Origin of the sequence: Thioclava atlantica, assembly GCF_000737065.1 — a bacterium.
GTDB lineage: Bacteria > Pseudomonadota > Alphaproteobacteria > Rhodobacterales > Rhodobacteraceae > Thioclava > Thioclava atlantica.
Map to the genome: position 1 here is coordinate 85,237 of NZ_AQRC01000008.1, position 16,311 is coordinate 101,547.

Sequence of the window (16,311 nt, forward strand, 5' to 3'; positions counted from 1 at the left end):
GCCCCGGAATAAGTCCGGCTTATCTCAGGCGCGCTTGGCGATCGCGACGCCCAGAAGCTCGAGCACCTTCGCCTCGATCTGCGGCGCGTCCATCCCCGCCGAGCGATACATGTCCTCGGGCGAGGCATGGTCGATGAAAGTGTCGGGCAGCACCATCGAGCGGAACTTGAGACCGTGATCGAACACGCCTTGCTCCGACAGGTATTGCGCGACATGGCTGCCGAAGCCGCCCACCGCGCCTTCCTCGATGCAGATCAGCGCCTCGTGCCCGGCCACCAGACGGTCGATCAGGTCGGTGTCGAGCGGCTTGGCGAAGCGGGCATCGGCGACGGTCGGCGCGAGGCCGCGCGCCTGCAGCGCCTCGCGCGCCTTCATCACCTCGGCGAGCCGCGTGCCGTAGCTGAGGATCGCGACGCGCGACCCTTCCGCGATCATCCGGCCCCGGCCGATTTCCAGCGGCACGCCCGCTTCGGGCATCTCGACGCCCACGCCCTCGCCGCGCGGATAGCGGAAGGCGATCGGGCCGTCGTCATGGGCGGCGGCGGTGGCCACCATATGCACCAGTTCCGCCTCGTCGGCGGCCGCCATCACGACCATGCCCGGCAGGCTCGACATGAAGCCGACATCGAACGACCCGGCATGGGTCGCGCCATCGGCCCCCACCAGCCCCGCGCGGTCGATGGCGAAGCGCACCGGCAGGCGCTGGATCGCCACGTCATGCACGATCTGGTCGTAGCCGCGCTGCAGGAAGGTGGAGTAGATCGCGCAGAAGGGTTTCATCCCCGACGCCGCGAGCCCGGCGGAGAAGGTCACCGCATGCTGCTCGGCGATGCCCACATCGAAGCAGCGGCGCGGGTAGTGATCGGCAAAGAGGTTCAGCCCCGTCCCGTCCGGCATCGCGGCGGTGATCGCGACGATCTTGTCGTCCTTCGCGGCTTCCTTGATCAGGCTTTGCGCGAACACCTTCGTATAGGCCGGCGCGTTCGAGGGGGCTTTCTTCTGCTCGCCGGTCGCGACGTCGAATTTCGCGGTCGCATGGCCGCCATCGGCGCGGTTCTCGGCGGGCGCATAGCCCTTGCCCTTCTTCGTCAGGGCATGGATCAGGACCGGCCCGGTGGCGCGCGCCTTGAGCGTGCGCAGGAGCGGCAGCAGCTGATCGAGATCGTGCCCGTCCACCGGGCCGACATAGGTGAAGCCGAGCTCCTCGAAGAGCGTGCCGCCCATCGCCATGCCCTTGAGCATCTCCTTGGCGCGGCGTGCGCCCGCCTGGAAGGGCTCGGGCAACAGGCTCACCGCGCCCTTGGCGGCGGCCTTGAGATCCTGCAGCGAGGCTTCGGAATAGAGCCGGGTCAGGTAGGAGGAAAGCGCGCCCACGGGCGGGGCGATCGACATCTCGTTGTCGTTGAGCACCACGAACAGGCGCTTGCCCAGGTGGCCCGCATGGTTCATCGCCTCGAAGGCCATGCCGCCCGACATCGCGCCGTCGCCGATCACCGCGATCGCGTCGCCCGTCTCGGCGCCCAGTTCGCGGCCCATCGCGAAGCCGACCGCGGCGGAGATCGAGGTCGAGCTGTGGCCCGCGCCGAACGGGTCATAGGGGCTCTCCGAGCGTTTGGTGAAGCCCGAGAGCCCGCCCTTCTGGCGCAGCGTGCGGATCCGGTCGCGGCGGCCGGTCAGGATCTTGTGCGGGTAGCACTGGTGGCCGACATCCCAGACGATCTTGTCGCGCGGCGCATCGAAGACCGCGTGCAGAGCGACGGTCAGTTCGACCACGCCGAGCCCCGCGCCCAGATGGCCGCCGGTCTGCGACACGGTCGAAATGGTCTCGTTGCGCAGCTCGTGGGCGAGCGTCTTGAGCTCGCTGTCGGACAGGCTCTTGAGATCGGAGGGCAGCCGGACCCTGTCGAGGGTCGGTGTCACGGTCTGACGGTCTTCGCTATCGCTCATCGGCTGGCCCCCAAGGCGCGCGCTACATTTCGCGGGAGATAACGAAACGCGCGGCCTCCCGCAAGTTTTCCGCCTCGTCACCGTAAGGTGAAAGCGCCGCGATCGCCTCGTCGATCAGCTCGGCGGCGCGGATGCGCGCGCCCGTGAGCCCCAGCAGCGACACGAAGGTGGCCTTTCCGGCCTCGGCATCCTTGCCCACGCGCTTGCCGGTCGCTTTCTCGCAGCCGGTGACGTCGAGGATGTCGTCGGCGATCTGGAAGGCGAGGCCGACAGCCTTGGCGTAGGCGCGCAGCGGCCCCTCGTCGGCGCCCGCGAGGATCGCGCCTGCGCGGGCGGCAAAGGAGATCAGCGCCCCGGTCTTGCCCTCCTGCAGCGTGACGATCTGCGCGAGGCTGAGCGGATGGGCAGCACTTTCGGCGGCGATGTCGAGCGCCTGCCCGTGGCCCATTCCCGCCGCGCCGGAGGCCTGCGCGAGCGCCGCGACCAGCGCGATCCGGCGTTCGGCCGGTCCGAGGACGGGATCGGCGCAAAGCTCGAAGGCGAGCATCTGCAGGACGTCGCCGGTCAGCACAGCGGTCGCCTCGTCCCATTTCACATGCACCGTCGGCTGGCCCCGGCGCAGGTCGTCGTCATCCATGCAGGGCAGGTCGTCATGCACGAGCGAATAGGCATGCAGCGCCTCTACGGCGGCCGCGGCGGGCATCGCCTGCGCCTGCGAGATGCCGAACACCGCCGCGCTTTCGAGCACGAGGAAGGCGCGCAGCCGCTTGCCGCCCTGCAACGCGTAATGCATCGGTGCGCGGAGCGGCCCCTCGGGCTGGCGCGCGACGGCCGCGTCGAGCGCGTCCTGAACGGCGCGCTGCACCTCCTTCAGGCGGGGTTCGAACATTTACTGACCGTCGGCCGGGGCGGTGCCCTGCGGCGTGCCATCGGCGTTGAGGGTGATCTTCTCGACCCGCTCCTCGGCCTCCTTGAGGAGTTTCGCGCAGCGTTCCTTGAGTTTCGCGCCGCGCTCGTAGAGCTCGATCGAGCGGTCGAGCGGCACGTCGCCATGTTCGAGTTGGCCCACGACCTCTTCGAGCGCTTTCATCGCGTCTTCAAAGCTCATCGAGTCAATATCGCTCATACGCCCCAATCCCCGGAAATGCTGAAAACTGCGGGGGCGAAGCGCCCCCGCATCTCAAAAGCATATCCTGGTCGCGGAGTCGAGATCGCCGCGCTGACGCGTCCGCAGTCCGGACGGATCCCGCTCAGGGCTGGAGGGTCTCCAGATAGGTGGCGAGCGAGAGCACGCGGCCGCGCGTGGCGAGGATCTCGGTATAGGTCCGTTCGGACTCATCTTCCGTTTCCGCCATGAACACATGGCCGAAGACCGGCATCGGACCGCCGTGCTGGCGCACCCCGGTCCTGCCGTCGATGATATGGATGACGTCGAGCATCGGGAACTTGCCGTCATTCTTCGCGGCGAGCCCGGTCAGATCGCTGGGCTTGAGCGTGAGGAACTCGGCCATCGGGCCATCGCCCTTGCCGCCCTCGCCGTGACAGCTCGCACAATACTGGTCGTAGAGGCCCTTGCCGACATCGGCATTCTGGGCGGTGGCCGGAGTGACGGCAACGAGGCTTGCCGCGGCGACGAGATAGGTGATGAAGCGCATTGATCCCTCCCACACAGGTTTACGCAAGGGGAGGATAGACGAAAAAACCGCCGAAGTCTGTGATCTTCGTCAATAAACGCGGGCGGGTTTCGTGTTAGCCTGGCTTCAGCGAAAAGGGCCATCTCTGTTCGAGATGGCCCTCCGAGATCTACGGAGATGGTCCGGTTAGGGTCCGAAGGATCCAGCCGTCCCAGTCAGGGTTCTTTGCCCCAGGGTTTGCCCTCAGGCCACGGCCCCCCTGACTGTCCCGACACCTCTCTCCACTATCACTCTAGACACTGGACCACCTCCTTTCATGCGTTGCCGTTATCCACAGCGTGCCACAGATTTTGTGGTTGGCAAGAATTTTTACGCAACTCTTGGAGAAAGTTTGGTAACAATTGCCTTGAAAGGCAGCAGCGCGATCAAAGTCAGGGCAAGTTTGACAAGCCAGTCCGCGACCGCGAGCGACAGCCAGAGCGGCACCTGCGGCCCGAGCCCGAGAAGGGGCAGCTCTTCGTTCGCCCAGCTCACGTCATTGCCCGGCTCCAGGAAGACCAGCGCCGCGGAAAACGCGATCGAGAAGAAGATCAGTGTGTCGAGCGAGGCGCCGATCAGCGTCGAGATCGCGGGCGCACGCCACCAGACCCCGTGGCGGAGCCGGTCGAAGACGAAGACGTCGGTCATCTGCGCGATCAGGAAGGCCGCGCCCGAGCCGAGCGCGATGCGCAGCGTGACGGCGGGATAGTCGTAGCCATCGCCCTGCAGCATGATCTGCGATCCGATCAGCGAGCAGAGCACGCCCACGACGAAACCGGCGAAGACCACGCGGCGCGCGGCGGCGGGGCCGTAGATCCGGTTGATCACGTCGTTGACGAGGAAGGCGAAGGGATAGGTGAAGGCGCCCCAGGTCAGGAAATTGCCGAGGAGGAACTGCACCAGGATGTTCGAGGCCACGACGATGATGGCCATGGCGAGGATGCCGGGGAGGTAGCGGGTCATGAGGTCAGCCGTTTTTACATGGTTTCGGAGACATGGCCCGGTCAGCCGGGCAAGGCGGCGCGATACGCCCAAGTGACGTCTGCGTCAATCCCTGCGTGCGGTGCGCGCGGGGTCGGTCAGGCGATATTCGACGATCTCGGTGCGTTGCAGCAGCCGGAAATTGTCGTCCGAGATCATCGTCAGCCGGGTCGCGCCAGCCTCGTCGCGCCAGACCGCGATGCCCTCGAGATTGTCATGCCGGCCCGCGCCGGTCTGGATCAGCACCTCGCCCCCCGAGAGCGTGTCGCCCTGGATGTCGAACACCTGCACGCGGGTGAGAAAGCCCAGCAGGCCCCAGAAATCGCGCTCGAGCACATAGAGCCGCCCGTCGGGGCCGAAATCGGCGCCCACCGGAAGCCAGTTGCCGTCGCGCTCGATCGCGAAGGGCTGATCCCATTTCCCGTTCCTGTAGCGCCAGACCGGGAAGGGCTTGTTCAGACCGCCCGAGCGTTCGGGCATGGTGTAGAGCGTGCCCTCGGCGTCGATCGCCAGCGCCTCGAGCGAGGAGTTGGACTGCATCCGGTCGAAGGCGTCGGGGCGCGGCAGAAGCTCGGCCGGGCCGCCATCCCTGGGGTAGTGCGAGACCCGCGCGAGCCCCTCGAAGGAGATGTAGACCGAGCCGTCGGGGGCGAGCGCGAGCCCCTCGCTGTCGCCCAGATGCCGGGTCAGCACCTTGCCCTTGGAACTGTGCAGCCAGTTCGGCCCCTCGGTGACGCGCACGCCGGTGATCCGGCCGCGCCCGTCGCGCTCCAGCGCGCCGCGCCAGATCGTGCTGCGGTCGGACTGGGTGACGAAATCGCGCCCGTCCGGGGCAAGTTCGAGCCCGGAAAAGCCGCCGAAGACGCTCACATCGGGCATCTGCCAGTGGTAGGATTGCAGGAATTCGGCCCGCGGCCGGGGCCCGGCCAGCGCAAGCCCGGCAAGGGTCAGCGCGGCCAGCGCCGCCGCGGCGAGCGTCGCGCCTACCGGGAGGAGAGAACGGCGCGGCATTGCGAGGGCAGATCCGACATCACGTAGGTCTTGGCGTTCTTGGGCGGCGGACCCTTTTTCTTCTTCGGCGCGGCCTTGGGCGGATTGAGGTAATCGGTGACCCACCACATCAGCGTGTCATCGCAACCGTCGCCGCCCTTCGAGAGCTGCGTCACGGTCGGCTTCTGGGTCACGCAATAGGGCGATCCGGGCGGGCATTTCAGCCGCACATGGAAATGGGTGTTGTGCCCGTACATCGGCCGGATCTTCTGCAGCCAGGCCCGGTCGTTGCGCGGCACGGCGTTGCACATCGCGATCTTCACCGCCGCGGCGACGAAGACGCGGTCCACCCGCGGGTCCGAGGCGGTCTGGCGCAACAGCGCCATATGCTGCGGCGTCCAGTTGGCGTTCACGTTGCGCTGGTCGGCCGTGCGCACCGAGATCGAGGAGATCTTCTCGCGCTCGGCCCGGCTCAGATCGAGCCGCCGGGGCGGCAGCATCCAGATATCGGCATCGAGGCCGATCTGGTGGCTCGCATGGCCGCCGGTCATCGGCCCGCCGCGGGGCTGCGAGATATCGCCGATATAGAGCCCCTTCCAGCCCGGCAGGCTCGCGGCGTAGCGCGACAGGTCCTGCAGGAAGGTGAGCATCTCGGGCTGGCCCCAGTTGCGGTTGCGCGACAGCCGCATCATCTGCCAGGTCGGTCCGCTGGCGGGCATGGCCTGCAGCCCCGCCGCGCAGCCGCGCGAATAGAAGCCGATCGGATCGGGCAGTTGCTCGGATGGCGTGGATTTCGAGCCGAAGAGCGAGCGGGCCAGCGGCTCGGCCAGCGCGGGTGTGGAAATCAGGGTCAGTGAAATGAGTGCGGCAATGGTTTTGCGGATCATGTGATCTTGGAGCCTCCGGGTGCTTGGTCTCCGTTGGTTTTGACCAAGCCTAGCAGCACGAGCCCGAGAATCAAAAGCGCGATGATCGGAGTGATGCCGACCGACTGATTTCCGCTGATCTGGGTGACGATGCCGATCGAGAGCGGAGCGATGAAGGCGGTGGCCTTGCCCGAGAGCGCGTAGAGGCCGAAATGCTCGGTCATCCGCGCCGGATCCGCCTGGCGCACCATCATCGTGCGCGAGGCCGATTGCAGCGCGCCGCCGCAGGCGCCGATCAGCCCGCCCAGCGTGTAGAAGGCGATGTCGGGCAGGTGGCTCTCGGGGCCGACCGCGATCCCGAACACGCTCTCGCGCGAGACGAAGACCACACCGACCACGACCGCGATCAGCAGCAGGAGGGTCGCGACGATCACCGATTTCGGGCCGAAGCGGTCATCGGCCTTGCCGCCGAGCCAGGCGAAAGTCGCGCCGGTGATCGTGCCGAGGATGCCGAAGAGGCCGATCATCGTGATCGACCAGTTCAGCACGCCCGCCGCGTAGAGCCCGCCGAACGTATAGATGCCGTTGAGCGCGTCGCGATAGAACATCGAGCTGAGCAGGTAGGAGGCGAGGCTGCGCCGGCGCGGCAGGGCGCGCAGGGTGGCGCGCAGCTCGGGCCAGGCGCCGCGCAGCGCGACCCCCACCGGCAGCGCGTCGGGCCTGCGCGGCTCGCGCACCCAGAGGAAGAACGGGATCATGAAGACCGCGTACCAGACCGCCACCAGCGGGCCGACGATGCGGGTATCCTCGCGGGTGGCGACGTCGAGGCCGAAGATCGGCTTGAGGCCGATCAGCGTCTTGCCCGTCGTGGGGCTCGCCTGCAGCAGCGTCAGCATGATGATGAGCGCGAGCATCCCGCCGATATAGCCGAAGGCCCAGCCCGAGCCCGAGACCTTGCCGATCTCTTCGCGCGGGGCGAGATCGGGCAGCATCGCATTGGTGAAGGTGGTGGCGAATTCCATCCCGATCATGCCGATCGCGAAGGAGATCATGATCAGCATCAGGCTGAAATGTCCGGGCACGGCGTACCACAGCCCCCAGGCGCCCAGCACATACATCACCGTGAACACCCAGATGAAGGGCATCCGCCGCCCCGAGCGGTCCGCGACCGCGCCGAGGAAGGGCGAGAGCACCGCGATCACGAGACCCGCCAGCCCCACGCCGTACCCCCAGACCGTCTGCGCCCCGGTCCCCGAGCCGAGCAGATCCTTCATGAAGGGGGCGAAGATGAAGGTGATCAGCAGCGTGTTGTAGGGCTGGCTCGCCCAGTCGAAGAACCACCAGCCCCAGATGCGTTTGCGCGACGTGATCATGTGTGTCTGCCCCCCGGTTCGGCCCTTCCGGCCTTTCGCGGCGATGAAGCCCGAAAAGCCATGGGCGCGCAAGCGTTGAGGCAAGCGGTGGCGGACACGACCTGAGGAGGTGTGGTTTCGGGACCCGGATCAGATCTCGGGCGGCCAGGGGCGCGTCGCGTCGGCCTCGGCCCAGGCGGTGATCCAGGCGGGCAGCGGCGGGCTCTGGGTGCTCTGTCCCATCGCCTCGAGCACCCGGGCGGGCGCGACCATGCCGTTGCGCGAGGTGACCGCAGCGCGCACGAGAAGATGCGAGGAGCACTCGCCGCCGGTGAACATCGCGTGTTCGAGATACATCCAGCGCTCGTCCCAGCCCACGCAGCGCGAGCGGATCTCGATCTTCTGGAAGGCGCGCACGCGACGGCGATAGCGCGTCGAATTGCCCGCCACGACGAGGCCCCAGCGGTTTGTCTTGAGCGCGGCCCAGAGCCCGGTGCGGATCGCGAGCGGGATCCGCCCCAGATCGTAGAGCGTCAGCGTGCGCCCGTTGTTGAGTTCCATCCACAGGTCGATATCCCAGGGCCAGCAGATATGGTGGCTGACATGGGTGCCCGTGACCGGCAACGGCGGCGCGTTGCGGAACTTCACGATCTCTTTGGCCATGCGGAAAACGGGATACATGGGCGAAGCGGTGCCGTGCCCGCGCCACAGGGTCAAGCGGAACGTTGCGGAAAATGCGCGCCTTCGTGCGGTTGCATTGGCGCGGTCTCTCGCTTACCTCTCTTGGCGACCCAAAGCGGAGGTGTTCGATGGTCACGCTCTTTCAGGCGCTCGTGCTGATCCTGAACGTCATCTGGTTCGTCATGATCGCCCATATCATCATGAGCTGGCTGATCAATTTCCAGGTGCTCAATCTGCGCCAGCCGCTGGTCGCGCAGATCTGGTTCGGCCTGAACAACCTGCTCGAGCCGATCTACGGTCGCATCCGCCGCTTCCTGCCCGATACCGGCGGGCTCGATCTGGCGCCGCTCGTGGCCTTCATCGCGCTGATCATCATCCGTCAGGCGCTCTTCAACAACGCGGCCTTCTTCTACGGCAACAGCTTCTGATGGAGGCGGCTGCGGCAGCCGAAGCTCCCGCAGATCTTCTGGCGCGGGTCTGGGGCTTCGACGCCTTCCGTCCCGGCCAGGAAGAGATCGTGCGCGCGGTGATCGCGGGCACGAACGTGCTGGCCATCATGCCGACGGGCGGCGGCAAGTCGCTGTGCTACCAGCTGCCCGCGCTGGCGCGCGAGGGCGTGACGGTGGTGATCTCGCCGCTGATCGCCCTGATGCGCGATCAGGTGCGCGCGCTCAAACAGGCGGGCGTCGAGGCGGGCGCGCTGACTTCGGGCAACACCGATGAAGAGACCGAGGAGGTCTTTGCCGCGATCGACGAGGGGCGGCTGAAGCTGCTCTACATGGCGCCCGAGCGGCTCGCCTCGGGCGGGGCGGTACATCTGCTGAAACGCGCGGGCGTCAGCCTGATCGCGGTGGACGAGGCGCATTGCGTGAGCCAGTGGGGCCATGATTTCCGTCCCGATTACCTGCGCATCGGCGAGTTGCGGCGCAGCCTCGGCGTGCCGCTCGCGGCCTTCACCGCGACGGCGGATGAGGAGACCCGCGCCGAGATCGTCACCCGGCTCTTCGACGGGCAGGCGCCCGAAAGCTTCCTGCGCGGCTTCGACCGGCCCAATATCCATCTCGCCTTTTCGCCCAAGGACCAGCCGCGCCAGCAGATCCTGCGCTTCGCCGCCGCGCGCAAGGGGCAGTCGGGGATCGTCTATTGCGGCACCCGGGCCAAGACCGAGACGCTGGCGCAGGCCCTGCGCGAGGCGGGCCATGCGGCGTGCCATTATCACGGCGGGATGGAGGCCGAGGACCGGCGCGGCGTCGAGACCCGCTTCCAGCAGGAAGACGGGCTGATCGTGGTGGCGACCGTGGCCTTCGGGATGGGGGTGGACAAGCCCGATATCCGCTGGGTCGCCCATGCCGATCTGCCGAAGTCGATCGAGGCCTATTACCAGGAGATCGGCCGGGCGGGGCGCGATGGCGCGGCGGCCGAGACGCTCACGCTTTATGGGCCCGACGATATCCGGCTGCGGCGGAGCCAGATCGACGAGGGGCTCGCGCCGCCCGAGCGCAAGGAGGCCGATCACGGGCGGCTCAATGCGCTGCTGGGGCTTGCCGAGGCCACCGAATGCCGCCGGGTGAAACTGCTGCGTTATTTCGGCGAGGCTGCGGAGCCCTGCGGCAATTGCGATCTGTGCGACACGCCGCCCGATCTGTTCGACGGCACGGAAGCGGTGCGCAAGGCGCTTTCGGCGGCGCTGCGCACGGGCGAGAGTTTCGGTGCGGGGCACCTGATCGAGATCCTGCTCGGCAGTGAGAACGACCGGATCCGCCAGCGCGGCCATGACGCCTTGCCGACCTTCGGGGTGGGGCGCGATCTGACCCGGCCGCAATGGCAGGCGGTGTTCCGGCAGATGATGGGCCATGACCTGATCCGGCCCGACAATGCGCGTCACGGCGCGCTGGTGATGACCGAGGCCGCCCGCCCGATCCTGCGCGGCGCGCAGTCGATCACGCTGCGCCGCGATCTGGTGGCGAAGGCGAAATCGAAGACGGTGGCGAAAACGCTGGTGAGCGAGGAGGACGCGCCGCTCCTCTCGGCGCTCAAGGCGAAACGCCGCGCTCTGGCCGAGGCGCAGGGCGTGCCTGCCTATGTCGTCTTCACCGACCGGACCCTGATCGAGATGGCCGAGACGCGGCCTTCGAACCTCGACGAGATGGCGCGGATCGGCGGCGTCGGAGCGAAGAAGCTGGAGAGCTACGGCGCGGAGTTCCTGTCGGTGATCGCGGGCGAGGCGGAGGCGATGCATCCCTCGCGGCGCAAGCTCGCAGGCTCGACCGAGGGCGAGATCTTCGACCGGCTGGCCGAGGCGCAGCGCGATCTGGAGCGCGGCGCGGACGGGCTCGAGCGTCCGCTTTCCTGCGCGCCCGCGCTGCTGCGCAAGATCGCCGAGGTGAAGCCGCGCTCGCGCGAGGATCTCGCGCGGGTCGCGAAACTGCCCGAGGCCAAGCTCGACCGTTTCGCCGATGCCTTCCTCGAGATCCTGAACGATTACCGCTGAGCCTCCTCGGGGATCGGCGGGCGCGCCTGCTCGGGGCGTTCGGCGGCGATGCGTTCGGCGATGCGCGCCTTCTTGAGCGGCTTGGTGAGGTAATGGTCGATCCCGGCGGCGAGGATCGACTCGCTGTCGCCCGCCATCGCATGGGCGGTGAGCGCGCAGATCGGCACATGCGCGCCCGCCTCTTCCTCGGCGCGGATGGCGCTCGCGGCCTCGCGCCCGTCCATCTCGGGCATCGAGATATCCATGAAGATCAGGTCGGGTCGAAACTCGCGCCAGAGTTCGACCGCCTCGCGGCCGTTCGCGGCGAAGCGAAGCTCGATATCGAAATCCTGCACCATCTTGCGGAAAACGAGCTGGTTGGTGCGGTTGTCCTCCGCGGCGAGGATGCGCATCTGGCGGCCTGTCTGCGCTGCGCCGGGTTCGGGGGCGGGCGCGGGGGGCGCCGCCGCGGCCGGGTCGGAGGGCATGAGCCGCTGCAGGGCGTGGATGAGTTCGGCGCGCGGGACGGGCTTTTGCAGCCGCGCGGTGACCGCATGCGCCTGCCGCGCGTCAACCGTGTCGGGGTCGGAGCTGAGCAGCAGGATCGGCCCGTCATACCCACCCTCGCGCAGCCGCGCCGCGAGCGCGGCCCCGTCGAGGTCGGGCATCTGCTGATCGGTGAGGATCACGTCGAAGCTCTGTCCCTTCGCGATCATCCCCAGGGCCTCCTCGCCGCTGCGGCACAGCGTCACCTTCAGGCCGAGCGTCTGGAGCTGGCGGTCGAGGATCATCCGGTTGACGAGCTGGTCATCGACGACCAGCGCGCTGTGCAGCGTGCTCGGCCGGGCGGGCGCGTCGAGCGGGGTCTCGGGCTCGGCGCGCGGCAGGCAGAGCTTGAAGCCGAAGACGGACCCCTCGCCGAGGATGCTGTCCACCCAGACCTCGCCGCCCATCAGCTCCACCAGGCGGCGGGTGATGGCGAGCCCGAGCCCCGTTCCCTCGAACTTGCGGTTGGGCTCGGCCTCGGCCTGGTTGAACTCGCCGAAGACGTGGTCGATCAGGTCGGGCGCGATGCCGATGCCGCTATCCTCGACCGTGACGTGAAGGTCGTAGCATCCGCCCGCGCCTTCGATGCCCACGACGCGGGCGATCACATGGCCGTCCTCGGTGAATTTCACCGCATTGCCGATCAGGTTGGTGAGGATCTGGCGTATCCGGCCCGGATCGGCCTCGAACCGGGTGGGCAGGAAGATGTCGTAATCGACGAGAAGCTCGACGCGCCGGTCGCGCGCGGAGGGCTGAAGCAGAACCATGATCTCGTGCAGGCAGCGTTCGAGATCGAAGGGTTCGGGATAGAGGCTCATCCGGTCGGCCTCGATCTTCGAGAAATCGAGAACGTCGTTGATGATCGTCAGGAGCGCCTCGCCGGAGGAGCGGATCGTGTCGGCATAGAGCTGCTGTTCGGGGCCCAGATCGCTTTCCGCGAGCAGGTCGGCCATCCCGATGACCCCGTTCATCGGGGTGCGGATCTCGTGGCTCATATTGGCGAGGAAGGCGGATTTGGCACGGCTCGCGGCCTCGGCCCGGTCGCGGGCCTCGCGCAATTCGCCCTCGCGCAGCACCGCCTCGGTGATGTCCTGCGCATAGGTGACGAGATCGCCGTGGCGTCCCCAGCGGTTGTTGATCCGCAGCCAGCGCCCCGAGCGGGTCTGCATCTCGATCGGCGCGATTTCGCGGCGGCGGATCCGTTCGCAGAGTTCGAAATGCCAGTCGAGCGGGTCGCGCCCGCCGAGATCGAGAAGGCCGGCCTTCGCCGCGATCCGCGCCACCTCGTCATAGGTGACGCCCGGCGCCAGCGCGATCTCGTCCTCGAAGAAGGAGATGAAGATCTGGTTGGCCGCGACGAGGTGCAGATCGGGATCGAAGACCGCGAAACCGTCGGGGATCGTGTCGACCGCGTCCCAGAGCCGTTGCTGGGCGATCATCGCCATCGAGTTCGCGCGTTCGAGATCGGTGCGGACGCGGCTGTTCTCGCCCTTGAGGGTCTCGGTCTCGGTCAGGGCGCGGGCAAGGCCCTGCCGCTGCTCCGCGATCTGGACCGAGAGCATGCGCGCATGCAGCGCGAGCTTCTGATTGGCCGCGAAAAGCTCCCGTTTCTTCTGTTCGAGAAGCTTTTCCGCGGCCAGTCGCGCGCGCCGTTCCTGCGCCAGTTTCTCCGCGATGGAAAAATGCATCACGCGGTCGCTGCCCCCGGCAAGTTGGTCGTGGCGGGCAGATTGGCAGAGTGGGGTGAACGCGCGCTTAACCGCGATGGGGGGCACGGGCGGGGGAAATCGGGAAAATGCCGATCAATTCCCGCCCGTCCCGAGGCGTCAGACCCGCTCGATGGCGAGCGCGATGCCCTGGCCGCCACCGATGCACATGGTGATCAGCGCGCGTTTGCCGCCGGTGCGCTCGAGCGCGTGCAGCGCCTTCACGGTCAGGATCGCGCCGGTCGCGCCGACCGGGTGGCCGAGCGCGATCGCGCCGCCATCGGGGTTCACCTTCTCCGGGTCGAGGCCCAGCTCGCGCGAGACGGCGATGGCCTGCGAGGCAAAGGCCTCGTTGCTCTCGATCCAGTCGAAATCGGCGGCCTGCATCCCGGTCTTCTCCAGAAGCGCGCGCACGGCGGGGATCGGGCCGAGGCCCATCACCTCGGGGCGCACGCCCGCGATGGCGTAGCCGGTGATCTTCGCGCGCGGGGTGAGGCCCGCGGCCGCGGCGGCATCCTCGCGGGCGAGAACGAGGGCGGCCGCGCCGTCATTGATCCCGCTCGCATTGCCCGCCGTCACCGAGCCGTCCTTCTGGAAGACCGGTTTGAGGCCCGCGAGCTTCTCGAGGCTGGTGGCTTTCGGATGCTCGTCGGTGTCGAAGGTGACGGTGCCCTTGCGCGAGGTGATCTCGACCGGGGTGATCTCGTCCTTGAAATGTCCCGCGGCGATGGCCTTCGCCGCGCGCTCCTGGCTTTGCATCGCGAAGGCGTCCTGAGCGGCGCGTGTGATCGTGCATTCGGCGGCCACGTTCTCGGCGGTGACGCCCATATGGCCGGAGCCGAAGGGGCAGTGGAGCGTGCCGGTCATCATGTCGATCATCCGCGCATCGCCCATCTTCTGCCCGAACCGGGCCGCGGGCAGGATATAGGGCGATTTGCTCATTACCTCGGCGCCGCCGGCCAGCGCGAAATCGGCGTCGCCCAGCATCAGCATCTGCGCCGCCGAGACGATCGCCTGCACGCCCGAGCCGCACAGGCGGTTCACGTTCATCGCCGGCGTGCCCACGGGGACGCCCGCATTCACCGCCGCGACGCGCGACAGGTACATGTCGCGGGGCTCGGTATTGATGATGTGGCCGAAGACGCTCTGGCCGATCTTCTCGGGCGCGATCCCGGCCCGGGCGATGGCTTCCTTGGCGACGAGCGTGGCCAGATCGATGGGCGCGAAACCCGACAGCGCGCCGCCGAACGTGCCGATGGCGGTGCGGGTGCCGGAAAGGATGACGATGCCGGTCATGGGAAACCTCCTTCAATGGGTCGGGCGCATGCTAGCGGCTCGGGGGAACCCGAACCAGAAGCCCCGCGTCATAGTGACGAGACGTCACAAGATGACCGGGCGGGGTTGAAATGACGCGCCCGGCGAACACATGCGAAAAGAAGAATATGAAACAGGAGGCGGCCATGAGCGCGAAACCCGTCGTGAAGGGCTTCTGGGACAAGCCGACCGGAAGCTGGCAATACGTGTTCCACGACCCCGAGACGATGAAGGGGGCGGTGATCGACCCGGTCTGGGATTACGACCCGATGGCAGCGGCGACCAGCCTGGGCAATGCGCGCCGCATTCTCGAATATGTGAAGGCCGAGGGGATCGAGATTGACTGGGTGCTCGACACCCATCCCCATGCCGATCACTTCTCCGCCGCGGTCTGGCTCGCCGAGGAGCTGGGGGCGAAACGCGGCATCGGCGAGCGCGTGCGCAAGGTGCAGGCGCTCTGGGCCGATATCTACAACACGCCGGATCTGGCGCAGGACGGGCGGCAATGGGACCATCTCTTTGCCGAGGGCGAGACCTTCAAGATCGGCAATCTCGAGGTGAGGGTGATGCTGTCCACGGGGCATACGCTGGCCTCGATCACCTATGTCACCGGCGATGCGGCCTTCGTGCATGACACCCTGATGCAGCCCGAACGCGGCACCAGCCGGGCCGATTTCCCGGGCGGATCGGCGTCGGAACTCTGGGAGTCTATCCGGGCGATCCTCGACCTGCCGGAAGAGACCCGCCTCTTCATCGGGCATGACTACCCGGGCGAGGGCGAGGAGCCGCAAACCGGCGCCACGGTGGCCGAGCACCGGGCCTCGAACAAGCATGTGAAGGACGGGATCTCGCGCGAGGAATTCATCGAGACCCGCGAGGCGCGCGATGCGACCCTGCCGCTGCCGAAACTGATGCTGGCCGCGCTGCAGGTGAATATCCGGGGCGGGCGCAAGCCCGAGGCCGAGGGCAACGGCCGCAGCTATCTGAAGATCCCGCTGGATTACTTCGAGCCGCGCTGACCGCTCAGAGCGGCAAGAGCGGGACGCGGCCCTGAGGCGTCAGGAGCCAGGCGTCGCGGCCCTCGATCACCGCGGCCGAAAGCGGATGCCCATAGCCCGCGCCGCTGTCGAGATTGAGGCGGTTGCCGTAATGGGTGGCCGCCTCGATATTCGTATGCCCGTGCACGACGAGCGCGCCGTGGTCGCGGGTGTCGGACAGGAAGGGCTCGCGGATCCACAGAAGATCGTCCTCGGTCTGGTCGTGCAGATCGACGCCCGGGCGGATCCCGGCATGGACGAAGAGCGCCTCGCCGCGCAGATGGTAGGCGGGCTGCTCCGCCAGCCAGTCGCGATGGGCCTGCGGGATGGCGGACAGCTCCTGGGCCACTTCCTCGGTCGGGCGCGAGAACGCACCGGCGATCCCGTAGCTCGCCAGCGTCGCCTCGCCGCCGACGCGCGGATTGAGATAGGTGACATGGCGGCTCAGGAGCGGATCCTCGGTGAAGGGATCCTCGAGAAAGCCGAGGAACATCCGGTCGTGATTGCCGCGCAGCACCACCCAGGCCTCGCCGCGGGCCTGCCCCTCCATCAGATGCGAGATCACCCCCGCCGAGTCGGGGCCGCGATCGACGAGATCGCCGACATGGACGATCGGGGCCTCGGTCTCGCCGCAGGCGGCGCGATCTTCCGCGATCAGCTCATGGGCGCCCAGAAGTTTCTCGAACTGGCCGTGAATGTCGCCGATCGCATAGGTTCGCATGTCGCCTCCGAAAACTGAAAAGGCCCC

Annotated in this window: 15 protein-coding genes; 3 read left to right on the forward strand and 12 right to left on the reverse strand. The window is 67.6% G+C overall.

The window, feature by feature from the left end; genetic code table 11:
- Positions 1-24: 24 nt before the first annotated feature.
- From dxs to DW2_RS11240, 9 genes are all read right to left on the reverse strand, one after another.
- On the reverse strand, positions 25-1,947 hold the full coding sequence (gene dxs, locus DW2_RS11200) for a 1-deoxy-D-xylulose-5-phosphate synthase (protein ID WP_038146513.1): 1,923 nt from the start codon (positions 1,945-1,947) through the stop codon (positions 25-27).
- A 22-nt stretch (positions 1,948-1,969) separates the two neighbouring features.
- Entirely contained in the window at positions 1,970-2,836 is an 867-nt protein-coding gene (locus tag DW2_RS11205) for a polyprenyl synthetase family protein (RefSeq protein ID WP_038146515.1), read from the reverse strand.
- Positions 2,837-3,073, reverse strand: coding sequence for an exodeoxyribonuclease VII small subunit (locus DW2_RS11210; protein WP_038146517.1), 237 nt, complete (start codon positions 3,071-3,073; stop codon positions 2,837-2,839).
- 124 nt (positions 3,074-3,197) lie between these two features.
- Positions 3,198-3,602: a c-type cytochrome gene (locus DW2_RS11215; protein WP_038146518.1), complete on the reverse strand. Its 405-nt coding sequence runs from the start codon at positions 3,600-3,602 to the stop codon at positions 3,198-3,200.
- Positions 3,603-3,950: 348 nt separating this feature from the next.
- A complete protein-coding gene (locus tag DW2_RS11220; RefSeq protein WP_038146521.1) occupies positions 3,951-4,583 on the reverse strand; it encodes a queuosine precursor transporter in 633 nt (210 codons plus the stop codon).
- Between the two features lie 84 nt (positions 4,584-4,667).
- Positions 4,668-5,612: an esterase-like activity of phytase family protein gene (locus DW2_RS11225; RefSeq protein WP_038146524.1), complete on the reverse strand. Its 945-nt coding sequence runs from the start codon at positions 5,610-5,612 to the stop codon at positions 4,668-4,670.
- Complete coding sequence (gene mepA, locus DW2_RS11230; protein WP_038146526.1) at positions 5,585-6,478, reverse strand: penicillin-insensitive murein endopeptidase; 894 nt, start codon at positions 6,476-6,478, stop codon at positions 5,585-5,587. The genes DW2_RS11225 and mepA overlap by 28 nt, the downstream gene beginning before the upstream one ends.
- Entirely contained in the window at positions 6,475-7,830 is a 1,356-nt protein-coding gene (locus DW2_RS11235) for an MFS transporter (protein WP_038146529.1), read from the reverse strand. Before DW2_RS11235 ends, mepA begins: the two co-directional genes overlap by 4 nt.
- Before the next feature lie 129 nt (positions 7,831-7,959).
- Positions 7,960-8,490: an acyl-CoA thioesterase gene (locus DW2_RS11240; protein ID WP_038146531.1), complete on the reverse strand. Its 531-nt coding sequence runs from the start codon at positions 8,488-8,490 to the stop codon at positions 7,960-7,962.
- A 128-nt stretch (positions 8,491-8,618) separates the two neighbouring features.
- On the opposite strand from DW2_RS11240, the gene DW2_RS20175 reads away from it, so the two are divergent.
- Both DW2_RS20175 and recQ read left to right on the forward strand, forming a co-directional pair.
- Positions 8,619-8,918 carry a YggT family protein gene (locus tag DW2_RS20175; RefSeq protein ID WP_038146533.1) on the forward strand — a complete coding sequence of 100 codons (300 nt, stop codon included), beginning with the start codon at positions 8,619-8,621 and terminating at the stop codon, positions 8,916-8,918.
- Positions 8,918-10,981 (forward strand): DNA helicase RecQ, encoded by a 2,064-nt coding sequence (recQ, locus tag DW2_RS11250; protein WP_038146535.1) that lies wholly within the window; start codon positions 8,918-8,920, stop codon positions 10,979-10,981. The genes DW2_RS20175 and recQ overlap by 1 nt, the downstream gene beginning before the upstream one ends.
- On the opposite strand, the gene DW2_RS11255 is transcribed toward recQ, so the two are convergent.
- Both DW2_RS11255 and DW2_RS11260 read right to left on the reverse strand, forming a co-directional pair.
- Positions 10,972-13,194: a response regulator gene (locus tag DW2_RS11255; protein ID WP_038146537.1), complete on the reverse strand. Its 2,223-nt coding sequence runs from the start codon at positions 13,192-13,194 to the stop codon at positions 10,972-10,974. The genes recQ and DW2_RS11255 overlap by 10 nt on opposite strands.
- A gap of 138 nt (positions 13,195-13,332) precedes the next feature.
- On the reverse strand, positions 13,333-14,508 hold the full coding sequence (locus DW2_RS11260; protein WP_038146539.1) for an acetyl-CoA C-acyltransferase family protein: 1,176 nt from the start codon (positions 14,506-14,508) through the stop codon (positions 13,333-13,335).
- Between the two features lie 164 nt (positions 14,509-14,672).
- On the opposite strand from DW2_RS11260, the gene DW2_RS11265 reads away from it, so the two are divergent.
- A complete protein-coding gene (locus DW2_RS11265; protein WP_038146734.1) occupies positions 14,673-15,545 on the forward strand; it encodes an MBL fold metallo-hydrolase in 873 nt (290 codons plus the stop codon).
- 4 nt (positions 15,546-15,549) lie between these two features.
- On the opposite strand, the gene DW2_RS11270 is transcribed toward DW2_RS11265, so the two are convergent.
- A complete protein-coding gene (locus DW2_RS11270; protein WP_038146541.1) occupies positions 15,550-16,284 on the reverse strand; it encodes a metallophosphoesterase family protein in 735 nt (244 codons plus the stop codon).
- Positions 16,285-16,311 lie beyond the last annotated feature (27 nt).

Excerpts from the sequence above, each read along its gene's own strand:
- recQ (WP_038146535.1), top strand. The coding sequence starts at position 8,918 with ATGGAGGCGGCTGCGGCAGCCGAAGCTCCCGCAGATCTTCTGGCGCGG.
- DW2_RS11260 (WP_038146539.1), bottom strand. The coding sequence starts at position 14,508 with ATGACCGGCATCGTCATCCTTTCCGGCACCCGCACCGCCATCGGCACG.
- DW2_RS11255 (WP_038146537.1), bottom strand. The coding sequence starts at position 13,194 with ATGCATTTTTCCATCGCGGAGAAACTGGCGCAGGAACGGCGCGCGCGA.
- dxs (WP_038146513.1), bottom strand. The coding sequence starts at position 1,947 with ATGAGCGATAGCGAAGACCGTCAGACCGTGACACCGACCCTCGACAGG.
- DW2_RS11205 (WP_038146515.1), bottom strand. The coding sequence starts at position 2,836 with ATGTTCGAACCCCGCCTGAAGGAGGTGCAGCGCGCCGTTCAGGACGCG.
- DW2_RS11235 (WP_038146529.1), bottom strand. The coding sequence starts at position 7,830 with ATGATCACGTCGCGCAAACGCATCTGGGGCTGGTGGTTCTTCGACTGG.
- DW2_RS20175 (WP_038146533.1), top strand. The coding sequence starts at position 8,619 with ATGGTCACGCTCTTTCAGGCGCTCGTGCTGATCCTGAACGTCATCTGG.
- DW2_RS11215 (WP_038146518.1), bottom strand. The coding sequence starts at position 3,602 with ATGCGCTTCATCACCTATCTCGTCGCCGCGGCAAGCCTCGTTGCCGTC.
- DW2_RS11240 (WP_038146531.1), bottom strand. The coding sequence starts at position 8,490 with ATGTATCCCGTTTTCCGCATGGCCAAAGAGATCGTGAAGTTCCGCAAC.
- mepA (WP_038146526.1), bottom strand. The coding sequence starts at position 6,478 with ATGATCCGCAAAACCATTGCCGCACTCATTTCACTGACCCTGATTTCC.
- DW2_RS11220 (WP_038146521.1), bottom strand. The coding sequence starts at position 4,583 with ATGACCCGCTACCTCCCCGGCATCCTCGCCATGGCCATCATCGTCGTG.
- DW2_RS11270 (WP_038146541.1), bottom strand. The coding sequence starts at position 16,284 with ATGCGAACCTATGCGATCGGCGACATTCACGGCCAGTTCGAGAAACTT.
- DW2_RS11210 (WP_038146517.1), bottom strand. The coding sequence starts at position 3,073 with ATGAGCGATATTGACTCGATGAGCTTTGAAGACGCGATGAAAGCGCTC.
- DW2_RS11265 (WP_038146734.1), top strand. The coding sequence starts at position 14,673 with ATGAGCGCGAAACCCGTCGTGAAGGGCTTCTGGGACAAGCCGACCGGA.
- DW2_RS11225 (WP_038146524.1), bottom strand. The coding sequence starts at position 5,612 with ATGCCGCGCCGTTCTCTCCTCCCGGTAGGCGCGACGCTCGCCGCGGCG.